This is a genomic window from Kushneria sp. EE4 (assembly GCF_977968315.1).
This window is the reverse complement of record NZ_OZ386212.1, coordinates 1,182,484-1,195,319: the sequence shown is the minus strand read 5'-3', so window position 1 is coordinate 1,195,319 and position 12,836 is coordinate 1,182,484. Positions and strand designations below refer to the sequence as shown.

Sequence of the window (12,836 nt, the reverse complement as noted above, 5' to 3'; positions counted from 1 at the left end):
CGAGTGGCCTTACGCAAGCAGCGGGCATTCGCCTTTCACGAACTGCCCGCAAATGTAGACTGCATATTTTAACCGCTGGTTTTTTGCATGAATTCGCGCGCAAGACCAGCCGCATCACTATCCGAGTGCTCGCCGATAACCTTTTTCAGCATGCTCTGACTTTCAGAACCCTTGCCCTGACGAGCGTAAACAAGACCCAGTTTGTACATCGCATCAGGCACCTTGTTGCTCTGGGGATAGTCACTAACAACCCGGTTAAAGGCCGAGGCTGACTTGTCCAGCTGAGACTTTGCAGAGTAAAGTTCACCCAGCCAGTACCAGGCATTGCCGTTGAGACCCGACTGCGGATAATCCCGATTAAAGGCCTCAAAAGCAGATATGGCCTGATCGAATTCACGCTTTTGAACGTGCGAAAAAGCGACCTGATAAGCACCTTGAGCGTCACTGGAAGAAGAGGCTGACCCGCCGCCTGAAGAAGACTGACTGCCGCCCGAAGCTGCCTGAGTTATGGGGTCGCTACCGGCTGAAGCGCTGCCATCATCGCTGGATGATGATGCCCCGCCATTTCCCTGAGAGCTACTCAAGCGCTCTTCAAGATCCAGATAGCGCTGCTGGGACAGTTTTGTTTGCTGTTCCAGCTGATGACGCAGTTCTTCAATCTGTCCACGAAGCTGATTGATATCCTGCTCCTGGCTTTGCAAACGATTGAATATCTGCAGATTGCCCGAGCCAGAGTCCGTGGAAGCCTGATTATAAAAAGAGCCTGTTTGTGCGGATGCCCAAACGGACAGCGGGAGCACAAGGGCTCCCGCGCCGCACAGTCGAATAAGACTGTGTTTCATTGCTTACTCCGGGATCAGTAGTCGATGACGACGCGACGATCCTGAGAATAGGCCTGTTCACCGTTGCCGGAAGCAGCGCGACGCTCTTCACCGTAGCTGACAACTTCGATCTGCGAAGCAGGCACGCCCTGGATGGTCAGATACTGGCGTACGGCGTTGGCACGACGCTCGCCAAGACCCAGGTTGTACTCACGAGTACCGCGCGGATCGGTATGGCCTTCCAGTACGATATTGGAGCTGGAGTTACGCTGCAGGTACTGAGCATGCTGATTCAGCATGGATTCGTACTGCGGGCGAATGCTGTCGCTGTCGAAATCGAAGTAGACACGGTTTTCGCTCGGCATTTGCGCCTGCTGTCCGGTGTTCTGACCGGTAGCACCAGAGCTGGTGTTCATGCCCTGGGTGGAAGAACCGCTGTTCATGCCGGCGTTCTGCTGGTCGCCATCCTGTGTGCCGCCGCCGCTGGAACAACCAGCGACAACTGCCAGAGAGAGTGCGGCCGCCAGAGTCTTGGCGTAGGAAGAAAACTGCATGATGATCTCCTTGCTCTTATAAAGAATGACAAAATTCATTCTAGTCGTTTAATTCAAAAACGGCGACCAGGAAGGTTCACGAACCTCACCATTGGGTGAAGGTATTACGAAAGAAGCCCTGCCATCTGCCGAAACAGCACCAAGCACACCACGTGCTCCCTGCTGTGTGGCATATATCACCATTGTGCCATTGGGCGCAACTGCCGGCGCTTCATCCTGATAAGTATTGGTTAATGTTGTCACACGTCCTGACGATAAATCCTGCCTTGCCACCTGAAAACCGCGGTCGGTTCGAGTGGTCATGAAGATAAATCTGTCGTCGGGTCCATACAGGCCGCCGGCATTGTAATTGCCGGTAAACGTCATGCGTTTCGCATTTCCGCCGGAAGCATCCATCTGATAAAGCTGAGGCTGACCGCTACGATCGGAAGTAAACAGGATCGAACGACCGTCAGGGCTCCAGTCCGGCTCGGTATTGATGGCGCTGGTGTTTGTCAGGCGCGTCAGTGACCGGGATGCCACGTCCATTACGTAGATTTCGGGATTGCCATCCTTGGAAAGCGACATGGCAAGCCTGCGGCCATCAGGAGACCAGGCCGGCGCGCCATTGATACCCTTGAAAGAAGTAAGCTGGACGCGACGCCCGCTGGAAAGCTGCTGCACATAGATGGCAGGCCGGCCTGACTCGAAAGAAACATACGCCAGCTTTTGACCATCGGGCGACCAGGCCGGTGACAAGATGGGCTGATCGGAAGACAGGATCTGCTGTGGACGATGGCCGTCCTGATCGGCGATATAGAGGGCATAGTTGATATTGGGATCAACGCCATTGGCCGTAACGTAGGCAATGCGTGTCTGGAAAGCGCCACGAATACCGGTAATTTCTTCAAAGATCTGGTCGGCAATGTAGTGCGAACGCGAGCGCAGCTGGTCTTCACTGGACGTTACTACTTCTCCCAGTTCGCGGCGCTGGCCCGATACATCATGAAGCTCGTAGCTGATCCTGTAGCCGTTCCCGGAAGACTCGATACGCCCTACCACCAGGTAGTTGGCCCTGACGCGACGCCAGTCACCATAATTGATGTTGTCTCCACTGGCAGGTCTTGAGATCAGATCCTGCGGCGCCAGCGGCGCAAACTGCCCGCTATGCTCCAGATCATCGGCAATGATTTTACCGATATCCTCGGAAGGACTGACCCCTTCACCGCGAAAGGGTACGACTGCAATCGGAATAGCATTATCGTTACCACGTGTGATCTCGATGGTGAGATCACCCGCTGCCTGCGCCATCAGGCTGGCCATCATGAGCATCATGAAGCCGGCCAGTGCCATTAGTTTTTTCATCAGCACACACCCTCGGGTTTTAACGATCCTTGATTTCTGACACCTGTTGTCGAAGCAGATACACTATCGACCACGTTCCTGCCGCCGCGGCAGGGGCCCTGCATTTAGCGCACATCCTCGGGATTAAAGCGCAGGTTGAAACTTCTGAATTGCTGTCGCGCTTCAGGCGGCAACTGACTCATTTCGGTAAATGGCGCTGCCCTTTCTACAGCCTGCACAGCGGAACGATCAAATCCCGCGTCTCCACTGCTGCTGGACACCGTGGCAGACAAAAGCTCTCCGGTCGGCAGGAGTTGAACCCTGACCACTGTTACCAGCCCGGGAGCGGCATTGGGCGGACGTGACCAGCTCTGCTCAACGGCGCGACGTACCAGATTCATGAACCCGTTCGAGGCTTCCTGAGCCTGGCGTGCGTTGGCAATAGACTCTGCCTCATTGGTAATTTCATCGCCAAAGGCATCCTGACTGGCGACCGCGGCGGCCTCTGCAGCTCGCTTGCGATCAGCCTCGGCCTTCTTTTTGGCCGCTGCTTCAGCTTCGGCTTTCTTTTTAGCCGCTGCTTCGGCTTCGGCTTTCTTTTTAGCTTCGGCTTCCGCCTTCTGTTTGGCCTCGGCTTCTGCCTTCTGTTTGGCTTCGGCTTCTGACTTCTGTTTGGCTTCGGCCTCTGACTTCTGTTTGGCTTCGGCCTCTGACTTCTGTTTGGCTTCGGCCTCTGCCTTCTGTTTGGCCTCGGCTTCCGCCTTCTGTTTAGCCTCGGCTTCTGCCTTCTGTTTGGCCTCGGCTTCCGCCTTCTGTTTGGCTTCGGCTTCTGCCTTCTGTTTAGCCTCGGCTTCTGCCTTCTGTTGCGCCTGAGCCTGCTCGCGCGCCTGCTGTTCCTGAGCCTGCTGGGCGGCGACTTCCTTGGCCTGTTCGGCGCGACGCTGCGCCGCCTCCTGTGCCTCTTGAGCCGCCTGCTCTGCTTGGCGCGCCTGTTCAGCGGCTTCGGCCTGCTGACGTGCCGCTTCTTCAGCGGCGTCATCCTGAGTGGCTTCCGGTTCGGGCTGTTCGCGCTCCGGCCCCTGCTGAGCGCGCGGCTGTGCTTCGGTAGCCTGCTGCGCCTGATCAGTGGCGGTCTCCATTGAAATCAACTCGGCCTGCACCACGGCATTGGAAGTTTCAACGGGGTCACTTTGCGGCCAGCGGAAAACCATCAGCCCGATAACGCCCACGTGCAGCAAAACCGCAAGCACGGTGGGCAACGTATAGCCTACACGGCGATCGTGTCTGGCCATTGTTTCTCCCTACTGCTGGTCGCCAGGCGGTGGATCAGAGATCAGTCCCACGTTGGGGACGCCTGCGTTTTGCAACGTCCCCATAAGCGTTACAACCTGACCATAGGAAACGTTGCGATCACCGCGCACCATGACAGGCGTGCCCGGGTTGCGATTGAGTACCGCAATGACCTGATCGCTGATCTCATCAAGTGACTTGCTCTGCTGCTCATCGCCGAGGCTGATGTAATACGCCCCCTCTCGATTGACCGTCACGACCAGCGGCTCATTGTTACTTTGAACCGGTTCGGAGCTGATTTGCGGCAGATCAACATCGATGCCCTGATTGATGGTGGGCGCGGCAATGATAAAGATGACCAGCAGTACCAGCATGACGTCGATAAACGGCACGACGTTCATCTCGCTGGAAAGCTTTTTGCGTCGGTTGCGTCGATAGGATCCCTGCATGACACGCTCCTCAGGTGTTTTCGCCGGCGCTGCGATTTTGCAGGTTGCGATGCAGGAAGGCATGAAACTCTTCAGCAAAGTTTTCCATGCGGACCATCAGCTTGTCGGCCTTATGGGTCAGCCGGTTGTAGCCAATGTTGGCGGGTATCGCAGCGAAAAGTCCCATGGCCGTGGCCACCAGTGCCTCGGCAATGGCCGGTGCGATGGTGCCCAGCGACACCTGTTGAGCGCCGCCAAGCGCCTGAAAGGTTCCCAGTATTCCCCAGACCGTACCGAAAAGGCCGATATAGACGGCAGACGAGCTGATAAGCGCCAGTATCGCCAGATGCGCGGTCAAACGCTCTTCTTCGCGCGAGACCGAGACACGCATGGAGCGCTCAACGCCTTCGAGTACGGCATTGTGGCTGCGTGATTTGGGCAGCAGTCGATTGAACTCGCGAAACCCGGAGCGAAAGATATGCGCCGCACCCTGAGGGTTGTCGGCCGGCACTTCCCGGTAGAGCTCATTGAGGTCAACGCCCGACCAGAAGTGTGACTCGAACTCATCAAGTTCCCGGGAGTCACGCTTTAATGCAAAGGCTCGCTGAAAGATCAGCACCCAGGAGAGAACCGAAGCTGCCAGCAGTATCAACATGATCAGTTGAACCACCAGGCCAGAGTGGAAAAACAGCGAAATGACCGACATGGAATCGTTCACGAAAAACCCCTTCAGGCATTCTGGGAATCAAGTGTCATGGCCGAAAGCAGATCTTCGGGCCAACGAGCTGGTTTGTAACGTGTTGCATCGATACAGGCAATATCGACCATACCGCGAAAAAGAAGTTTTCCATTTCGCATGACCTGCTGTTCGAACGCCACGGTGCATTGGCGAGGTGTTCCCGCCCGGGTGTCGACTGTCAGCAGATCGTCCAGTTGCGCCGGCAGGCGATACTGGCACTCCAGACGGCGAACGACCAGTGCAATATTGCGTGAAAGAAGGGAATGCTGTTCGAAACCCTTTGCACGCAGCCACTCGGTACGCCCGCGCTCGAGATAGTTGAGATAGTTGGCGTGATAGACGATACCGCCGGCATCGGTATCCTCGATATAGACGCGCAGGTCAAGAGACGTCATGGCGTTCAGGGCTCCGCCGTCGCTGTGCCATCACCGGCATCCGGAATGTCATCGGTGGGCGAAAGATCAAAGTGGAGATAGGCCAGCCGCGTCACCATACGACCGCGGGCCGTGCGCAGCATGAAACCCTGCTGAATCAGATAGGGCTCAAGGACATCCTCAATGGTGTCACGCTCTTCACTAATGGCGGCCGCCAGGCTCTCTACCCCGACCGGACCACCGTCGAACTTTTCGATCATGGTCAAAAGCAGTCGCCGGTCCATGTGATCAAGCCCATGGCGATCCACGTGCAGCATGTTGAGCGCCTTGTCTGCCACGTCGGCCGTCAGCCGGCCATCGCCACGCACCTGAGCAAAGTCACGAACCCGACGCAACAGCCGATTGGCGATGCGTGGCGTCCCACGAGCGCGACGGGCAACTTCAATGGCACCGTCTTCATCGGCCTCAAAGCCCATGAGCCGGGCACTGCGATTGACGATATGCGTCAGGTCCCCGATGTTGTAAAACTCAAGACGCTGCACAATCCCGAAGCGGTCGCGCAGAGGTGCCGTCAAAAGTCCCGCCCGGGTTGTTGCGCCCACCAGGGTAAACCTTGGCAGATCAAGCTTGATAGAGCGCGCCGCCGGCCCCTCGCCGATCATGATATCGAGCTGAAAGTCCTCCATGGCGGGGTAAAGCACTTCCTCTACCGCCGATGACAGCCTGTGAATCTCGTCGATAAAGAGCACATCACCCGGCTGCAGATTGGTCAGCATGGCCGCAAGATCACCCGCCTTTTCGAGCACGGGGCCAGAAGTGGACTTGATGTCCACGCCCATTTCGCTGGCGATGATATGGGCAAGCGTTGTCTTGCCAAGCCCCGGCGGCCCGAAAATCAGGGTGTGATCCAGACTGTCTTCACGCTGGCGCGCCGCCGTAATGAAGATATCGAGCTGCTCGCGTACCGCTGCCTGCCCGATGTAGTCATCGAGCATGCGCGGACGAATGGCCTGATCCACCCGTTCTTCATCAGGCCGCTCGGCACCGGCAATGAGCCGATCGGTTTCGATCATGAGGTTCTGCCCTTGCTGCTGCGTGTCTCGCTGCCGGCCAGACGATCGGAAAGCGCCATCTTGATCAGTGCCTCGGTAGAAAGCGTGGCATCAAGCCCCGACAGCATTCTGGCCGCCTCGGTGGGCTTGTAGCCCAGGGCAATCAGAGCTGCCTCGGCATCGGCATGATTATCGGCTTCAAGCGGCAGCTCGGCTTCTTCAACCCCCTGCGCCAGCTGCTCGAACTCAGGCCAGTGCTTGAAGCGGTCCCGCATTTCAATGATCAGACGCTCGGCCGTTTTCTTCCCCACGCCCGGCAGTTTGGTCAGCGTTTTGGTGTCATCTTCCATGACACTTTTCATGAACTGCTGTCGCTCCATGCCTGACAGGATGGCCAGCGCCAGACGAGGGCCCACCCCTGAAATCCGGATCAATTCGCGAAAGAGTCGACGCTCGGGCTCATCAATGAAGCCATACAGCAGATGAGCATCCTCGCGCACACTCAAATGGGTATAAAGGCGCACTGTCTCGCCCGGCGCCGGCAATGCCAGCAGCGTATTCATGGAAGCTTCCAGCTCGTAGCCGACCCCATGAACATCGATCACGATCAGAGGTGGTTTCTTTTCAAGCAGTTGACCGTGCAGACGACCTATCATGCGTTGTATATCCAGACAAAAACGGTAAACGAAAAAAGTACATGGCCTTTGAACGCCATCGATATTTAAACACCGGGTCAGGGCCGATAGTTGCGCCAGCTTGATGAACGCGATCTTGTCGAACGGGTCGTTGCCGGCATGGCGATCGCACCGCGACAGGTAAAAAAGTGCGTCAGCGCAATGGCCAGGGCATCAGCGGCGTCTTCCTGGGGCAGCCCTGAAAGCCTGAGCGTTGACTGTACCATATGCTGTACCTGCGTCTTGTCTGCCCCACCGTTGCCCGTCACCACCTGCTTGATACGCCGGGCCGCATACTCATGAACGTCGAGCCCATGATTGGCAGCACACACGATGGCCGTTCCGCGGGCCTGCCCAAGCTTTAAGGCCGAGTCTGCGTTTTTGGACAAAAATACCTGTTCAATGGCCATCTCGTATGGCGCGTGCTGAGCGATGACTTCAGCGACGCCGGCATAGACCTGAGCCAGTTTCTGAGCAAGCGTCGGGGCTTCGATTCTGATACAGCCACTGGCGACATAGCGCGGTGTGGCACTCGAGACATCAATAACGCCGAATCCGGTACGACGAGAGCCCGGATCAATCCCCAAAAGCATCATGAAATGGCCCCCGACGCGTCGACCATGGTCATGATGCTTGCTCGAGGGCATCGAGCACGTGTGATTCGAAATCGACATTGGAATAGACGTTTTGTACGTCATCCAGATCCTCGAGCCGATCAAGCAGCGTCACGACCCGATGCGCCGTCTCGACATCATCGATACTGGAATAGCTGTCCGGGAACATGCCCACTTCGCTGCGCGTCACCTCGATGCCAGCCTGATCCAGGGCGTCTCTTACAGGGCCAAACGCTTCGGGTGTGGTCACCACGTCGATGGCACCATCCTCTCTGGACTGAATATCCTCAGCGCCTGCCTCCAGAGTCGCTTCAATCACGCACTCTTCCGAAATACCGGCAGGCAGCACGATACGCCCCTGCTTGTGAAACAGAAAAGCGACCGAACCGCTGGTCCCCAGATTGCCACCATACTTGTTAAAGGCCGTGCGCACTTCCGAGACGCTTCGATTGCGATTATCGCTCATGCATTCCACCAGAATGGCCACCCCGTCAGGGCCATAGCCTTCGTAAACCAGCTCCTCCATGGCATCGCTGTCGCTGTTGCCAACCCCACGAGTAATGGCGCGCTCAACGGTATCGCGCGTCATGTTATTGGAGAGCGCCTTGTCGATTGCTGCCCGAAGCCGCGGATTGTCCTCGGGGGCGCTGCCGCCCTGGCGTGCCGCCACCGTCAGCTCACGGATCAAACGCGTAAAGATTTTGCCCTTTTTCGCATCCTGAGCCGCTTTTCGATGTCTGATATTGGCCCATTTGCTGTGTCCGGCCATGGAAATTCTCCTTCAACCGCTCGCCATTGCTTGTGTAATGACGTCATACAAAAATACGGGTGTGCAAGGCACACCCGTATTAACCCTAACACTGCCAGAAAGTCGCAACAGAAACGTTTCGTTTCAGATTGCCTGCCGATCAGGACGTTGTGTTATCAGACGCTTTCTGACGCAGGCGAATGTGCAACTCCTTGAGCTGCTCATTGCTGACGGTTCCCGGTGCCTCTGTCATCAGACACGACGCGCTCTGCGTTTTGGGGAAGGCAATGACATCACGGATGGTGCGCCCACCGGTCATCAGCATGACCAGACGGTCAAGGCCGAAGGCCAGGCCACCGTGCGGCGGCGCGCCATGCGCCAGACCGTCCAGCAGGAAGCCGAACTTCTCACGGGCTTCCTCATCACTGATGCCAAGGGCTTCAAACACCTGACGCTGCATGCTCTGGTCGTGAATACGGATCGACCCGCCGCCCAGCTCGGTGCCGTTGAGAACCATGTCATAGGCACGGGAAAGCGCGTTTTCCGGGTTCTGCTTGAGGGTTTCCGGATCACAGGCCGGCGCCGTAAACGGATGGTGCAGCGCTGCCAGACGGCCGCTGTCATCACGTTCGAACATGGGGAAGTCGACAACCCACAGCGGCGCCCAGGCCTGCGTATAAAGCTCCAGATCACCACCAAGCTTAACGCGCAGCGCACCGAGCGCTTCATTAACGACCTTCGCACGGTCGGCACCAAAGAAGAGGATATCGCCGTCTTCAGCCCCGGCCCGGTCCAGCAGCGTCTCGATCACACCGTCCATGAACTTGACGATGGGCGACTGAAGACCTTCGATGCCCTTCGAGCGATCGTTGACCTTGATCCAGGCAAGCCCGCGTGCGCCATAGATACCGACAAAATTCGTATACTCGTCGATCTCCTTGCGCGAGAGTTTCGCACCACCGGGCACTCTGAGCACCGCTACGCGACCATCTTCGGCATTGGCCGGCCCCGAGAAGACCTTGAAGTCGACATCTTTCATCAGATCGTCAACGTCAACAAACTCGAGTGGAATACGCAGATCCGGCTTGTCAGAGCCGTAGCGACGCATGGCGTCATGCCATGTCATGCGCGGAAACTGCGGCAGCGATACATCCAGCACTTCCGTGAATAGACGACGAATCATCTCTTCGGTAATGCCCATGACATCGTCTTCCTCGACAAAGGAAGCCTCGATATCAATCTGGGTGAACTCCGGCTGTCGATCGGCCCGCAGATCTTCATCACGGAAACACTTGGCGATCTGATAATAGCGATCAAAGCCTGCCACCATCAGCAGCTGCTTGAACAGCTGCGGCGACTGCGGCAGTGCAAAGAATTCCCCGGCATGCGTACGGCTGGGAACCAGATAATCACGCGCGCCTTCGGGCGTGGCCCGGGTCAGGATTGGCGTTTCAATATCCAGAAAGCCGTTGTCTTCCAGATAAGCACGAACGCTGTGCGTGATGCGCGAGCGCAGACGCAGGCGATCGATCATTTCCGGACGACGCAGATCGATGTAGCGATACTTGAGCCGTACGTCCTCACCTACCTTGCCATGCTCGTCGAGCTGGAACGGCGGCGTTACGGCCGTATTGAGCACCTCAACCTGCGTGGCGAGCACTTCGATCAGTCCCGTTGGCATATTGGCATTCTGGGTGCCCTCCGGACGCATGCGGATGCGACCGGTAATACGCAGTACATACTCACTGCGGGCTCGATCTGCATTGGCAAAGGCATCCGGCGTGTCGGGGTCGACCACAACCTGTGCAATGCCATCACGATCACGCATGTCGAGGAAAATCACCCCACCATGATCGCGGCGGCGGTGGACCCAACCGCAGAGTGTGACTTCCTGGTCGACAAGGCTTTCGTTTAGCTGGCCGCAATAATGACTGCGCATCTTTAATCCTGTGTTGTAACGCTTGGTGTAATGCCTGAGCTGTTTTAATGCCGAATACACGTTGATGCATCCGGCATGGAGTGGTTTTTGCGGAAACGTCAGCTGTCGGACGTGCCGCCCTTGTCGGATTTGCTGTCACCGGCAAGGTTACGACGACCGGAACTCTTGAAATCGGTCTCGTACCATCCTCCTCCCGAAAGTCTAAAACCCGCGGCCGAAATCAAACGCTCAAGAGCGCCTTCATGACAGGACGGGCATTCAACCAGAGGGGCAGCATCAATCTTTTGAATCTTTTCCAGACGTGTGCCGCAGGCGCGGCACTGATATTCATAAATCGGCATGGCCTTTCATACCCGATATTGGATGTTACTGCAGGCGCTCTTGAGCCAGCCTGCTCCTGACGGGAAACAATATCCATTGGATGGCAGACATTGTTCCCGATGTCTTATTGACGCATCACAGTGCTGACACGACGATACAACCCAATACAAGGCGGCCATTATAGCGCGGCAGACATCATGATGGGCAAGGAGCGCACAACCATGAAAGCAGTAATTCTCGACAGCGATACGCTGGGCAGCGACATTGATCTCTCGACCATTTCCGACCAGGTCGATTACCTCGACTGCTGGGGCGCCACGCCTGCAAATGAGGTGGTGACACGTCTTGAAGGCGCCACCATCGCCATTACCAACAAGGTGGTCATCGACGATGCCATGATGGCGGCACTGCCAGAGCTTGAAATGATCGCGGTGACCGCCACCGGCACCAACAACATCGACATGTCGGGCGCTGACAGGCGCGGCATCCACGTGGCCAACGTTACCGGCTACGGCACACAAAGCGTGGCGCAGCACACCCTCATGATCATGCTGGCGCTGGCGACTCGCCTGCCACGTTATCAACACGACGTTGCCCGCCATCAATGGGAAACGGCGCCCTTTTTCTGCCTGCAGGATCACCCCACCATGCAGCTGGCCGGCAAGCATCTGGTGCTGGTCGGCAGCGGCGAACTCGGTCAGGCCGTCGCACAACTGGCCAGGGCCTTTGGCATGCAGGTGAGCTTTAGCGCAAGACCCGGTGCAGACCGTGATGACCGGCCAACACTCGAGACGCTGTTGCCACAGGCTGATGTCGTGTCCCTGCACTGCCCACTCACACCCGATACGCATCATCTCGTTGGCCAGAAACAATTGGCCCTGATGCAACCTCACGCGCTTTTGATCAACTGCGGCCGTGGCGGTCTGATCGATGAGCAGCAGGCGCTGGAAGCGCTCAGAAGACAGGCTCTGGGCGGACTCGGCGTCGATGTTTTACCGGTAGAGCCCCCTCGCGAAGGTCATGCTTTGATCGACGCACTTGAACAGGAACCACTCAATCTGATTGTCACACCGCACAACGCCTGGATATCGCCCGAGGCACGACAAAATATCGTTTCGCTGACGGCAGGTAATATTCGCTGCTTTCTTCTTAGTCGGTAAAAAACCGGTTTTTCTAAAAAAGATTACGAATATATCCTTAGATAACGGTATAAAATAGACTGTACTGACGTCGTTTCTTGAAAATTAATTTTCAAGCCTTGCAGCAGTCGGCACGATTGTCTGGTCGAACATGGTGTCTAATTCTTTGACAAAGCCCATGAATGACCCCGCAGGTATTTGATAACAGAATGGAAACGCTCAATCAGCATCTTTTTTTGGCACTCAATGTACAGCCACACAGCCATCCACTGACGATCTGGTTTGCCGTTGTCATGGCCAAATACGCCATCTTTTGTATTCCCTTCATCATGATCAAGGGATGGCTTGGCAAAAGTGAAGCGCGTCACAAGATGATGCTGACGGCGCTACTGGCCACCGTGGGGGCGCTGTTGATCAACAATCTGATCGGCTCCCTGCTCTGGTATCACCCGCGCCCCTTTGTGATGCCCCTGGGGCATACGCTGATTGCGCATGCGCCTACGCCCTCTTTTCCGAGCAATCACATGACGATCATCTCGACCGTTGCCTTCAGCTTTCTTCTGCGCCCGGCACTTCGCAGGATGGGCGCGGCCCTGGCAGTACTGGCCGTCCCCATTGCATGGTCGCGCATTTATCTGGGCGTGCACTTTCCGCTGGATATGCTGGGCGCGGTCATCGTTGCCGGTCTGGCCTCCGTCATGATGCTCTGGCTGCAACCACTGTATCTTGAAAAACTCTATGGCCTCACCCGAGGGCTTTATCGCCTTGTTTTCGCACCATTGATCGCCCGTGGCCTGCTGCATCGATAGCATTATTTTGA

Annotated in this window: 15 protein-coding genes; 2 read left to right on the top strand and 13 right to left on the bottom strand. The window is 56.6% G+C overall.

What is annotated here, in order from left to right; genetic code table 11:
- Positions 1-68: 68 nt before the first annotated feature.
- The 13 genes from ybgF to ACXMYO_RS05410 all read right to left on the bottom strand — a co-directional run bounded on the left by ybgF (position 69) and on the right by ACXMYO_RS05410 (position 10,897).
- Positions 69-842, bottom strand: a complete 774-nt coding sequence (gene ybgF / locus ACXMYO_RS05470) for a tol-pal system protein YbgF (protein WP_457808048.1) — start codon at positions 840-842, stop codon at positions 69-71.
- Between the two features lie 14 nt (positions 843-856).
- Positions 857-1,375, bottom strand: a complete 519-nt coding sequence (pal, locus tag ACXMYO_RS05465) for a peptidoglycan-associated lipoprotein Pal (protein ID WP_438767329.1) — start codon at positions 1,373-1,375, stop codon at positions 857-859.
- 48 nt (positions 1,376-1,423) lie between these two features.
- Positions 1,424-2,719: a Tol-Pal system beta propeller repeat protein TolB gene (gene tolB, locus ACXMYO_RS05460; RefSeq protein ID WP_457808047.1), complete on the bottom strand. Its 1,296-nt coding sequence runs from the start codon at positions 2,717-2,719 to the stop codon at positions 1,424-1,426.
- 104 nt (positions 2,720-2,823) lie between these two features.
- Positions 2,824-3,990 carry a cell envelope integrity protein TolA gene (gene tolA, locus ACXMYO_RS05455; RefSeq protein WP_457808046.1) on the bottom strand — a complete coding sequence of 389 codons (1,167 nt, stop codon included), beginning with the start codon at positions 3,988-3,990 and terminating at the stop codon, positions 2,824-2,826.
- 9 nt (positions 3,991-3,999) lie between these two features.
- Positions 4,000-4,437, bottom strand: coding sequence for a protein TolR (gene tolR / locus ACXMYO_RS05450; protein ID WP_438767326.1), 438 nt, complete (start codon positions 4,435-4,437; stop codon positions 4,000-4,002).
- Positions 4,438-4,447: 10 nt separating this feature from the next.
- The gene (tolQ, locus tag ACXMYO_RS05445) at positions 4,448-5,134 is read right to left on the bottom strand and encodes a protein TolQ (RefSeq protein ID WP_438767325.1); all 687 of its coding nucleotides are present in this window, start codon (positions 5,132-5,134) and stop codon (positions 4,448-4,450) included.
- Between the two features lie 11 nt (positions 5,135-5,145).
- Positions 5,146-5,550 carry a tol-pal system-associated acyl-CoA thioesterase gene (gene ybgC / locus ACXMYO_RS05440; protein WP_438767324.1) on the bottom strand — a complete coding sequence of 135 codons (405 nt, stop codon included), beginning with the start codon at positions 5,548-5,550 and terminating at the stop codon, positions 5,146-5,148.
- Positions 5,551-5,555: 5 nt separating this feature from the next.
- Positions 5,556-6,602: a Holliday junction branch migration DNA helicase RuvB gene (ruvB, locus tag ACXMYO_RS05435; RefSeq protein ID WP_438767323.1), complete on the bottom strand. Its 1,047-nt coding sequence runs from the start codon at positions 6,600-6,602 to the stop codon at positions 5,556-5,558.
- Complete coding sequence (gene ruvA, locus ACXMYO_RS05430) at positions 6,599-7,237, bottom strand: Holliday junction branch migration protein RuvA (protein ID WP_438767322.1); 639 nt, start codon at positions 7,235-7,237, stop codon at positions 6,599-6,601. Before ruvA ends, ruvB begins: the two co-directional genes overlap by 4 nt.
- Positions 7,238-7,314: 77 nt before the next feature.
- The gene (gene ruvC / locus ACXMYO_RS05425) at positions 7,315-7,851 is read right to left on the bottom strand and encodes a crossover junction endodeoxyribonuclease RuvC (protein ID WP_438767321.1); all 537 of its coding nucleotides are present in this window, start codon (positions 7,849-7,851) and stop codon (positions 7,315-7,317) included.
- 28 nt (positions 7,852-7,879) lie between these two features.
- On the bottom strand, positions 7,880-8,638 hold the full coding sequence (locus ACXMYO_RS05420; RefSeq protein ID WP_457808045.1) for a YebC/PmpR family DNA-binding transcriptional regulator: 759 nt from the start codon (positions 8,636-8,638) through the stop codon (positions 7,880-7,882).
- A gap of 139 nt (positions 8,639-8,777) precedes the next feature.
- On the bottom strand, positions 8,778-10,556 hold the full coding sequence (gene aspS, locus ACXMYO_RS05415; RefSeq protein ID WP_438767319.1) for an aspartate--tRNA ligase: 1,779 nt from the start codon (positions 10,554-10,556) through the stop codon (positions 8,778-8,780).
- Positions 10,557-10,654: 98 nt separating this feature from the next.
- Positions 10,655-10,897, bottom strand: a complete 243-nt coding sequence (locus tag ACXMYO_RS05410) for an FmdB family zinc ribbon protein (RefSeq protein ID WP_438767318.1) — start codon at positions 10,895-10,897, stop codon at positions 10,655-10,657.
- Between the two features lie 201 nt (positions 10,898-11,098).
- On the opposite strand from ACXMYO_RS05410, the gene ACXMYO_RS05405 reads away from it, so the two are divergent.
- Positions 11,099-12,037 carry a D-2-hydroxyacid dehydrogenase gene (locus tag ACXMYO_RS05405; RefSeq protein ID WP_457808044.1) on the top strand — a complete coding sequence of 313 codons (939 nt, stop codon included), beginning with the start codon at positions 11,099-11,101 and terminating at the stop codon, positions 12,035-12,037.
- Between the two features lie 161 nt (positions 12,038-12,198).
- On the top strand, positions 12,199-12,825 hold the full coding sequence (locus ACXMYO_RS05400; RefSeq protein WP_457808043.1) for an undecaprenyl-diphosphatase: 627 nt from the start codon (positions 12,199-12,201) through the stop codon (positions 12,823-12,825).
- The last annotated feature ends 11 nt before the right edge of the window (positions 12,826-12,836 follow it).

Coding starts and splice junctions, on each gene's coding strand:
- ybgF (WP_457808048.1), bottom strand. CDS start 842: ATGAAACACAGTCTTATTCGACTGTGCGGCGCGGGAGCCCTTGTGCTC.
- pal (WP_438767329.1), bottom strand. CDS start 1,375: ATGCAGTTTTCTTCCTACGCCAAGACTCTGGCGGCCGCACTCTCTCTG.
- tolB (WP_457808047.1), bottom strand. CDS start 2,719: ATGAAAAAACTAATGGCACTGGCCGGCTTCATGATGCTCATGATGGCC.
- tolA (WP_457808046.1), bottom strand. CDS start 3,990: ATGGCCAGACACGATCGCCGTGTAGGCTATACGTTGCCCACCGTGCTT.
- tolR (WP_438767326.1), bottom strand. CDS start 4,437: ATGCAGGGATCCTATCGACGCAACCGACGCAAAAAGCTTTCCAGCGAG.
- ybgC (WP_438767324.1), bottom strand. CDS start 5,550: ATGACGTCTCTTGACCTGCGCGTCTATATCGAGGATACCGATGCCGGC.
- ruvB (WP_438767323.1), bottom strand. CDS start 6,602: ATGATCGAAACCGATCGGCTCATTGCCGGTGCCGAGCGGCCTGATGAA.
- ruvA (WP_438767322.1), bottom strand. CDS start 7,237: ATGATAGGTCGTCTGCACGGTCAACTGCTTGAAAAGAAACCACCTCTG.
- ruvC (WP_438767321.1), bottom strand. CDS start 7,851: ATGATGCTTTTGGGGATTGATCCGGGCTCTCGTCGTACCGGATTCGGC.
- ACXMYO_RS05420 (WP_457808045.1), bottom strand. CDS start 8,638: ATGGCCGGACACAGCAAATGGGCCAATATCAGACATCGAAAAGCGGCT.
- aspS (WP_438767319.1), bottom strand. CDS start 10,556: ATGCGCAGTCATTATTGCGGCCAGCTAAACGAAAGCCTTGTCGACCAG.
- ACXMYO_RS05410 (WP_438767318.1), bottom strand. CDS start 10,897: ATGCCGATTTATGAATATCAGTGCCGCGCCTGCGGCACACGTCTGGAA.
- ACXMYO_RS05405 (WP_457808044.1), top strand. CDS start 11,099: ATGAAAGCAGTAATTCTCGACAGCGATACGCTGGGCAGCGACATTGAT.
- ACXMYO_RS05400 (WP_457808043.1), top strand. CDS start 12,199: ATGACCCCGCAGGTATTTGATAACAGAATGGAAACGCTCAATCAGCAT.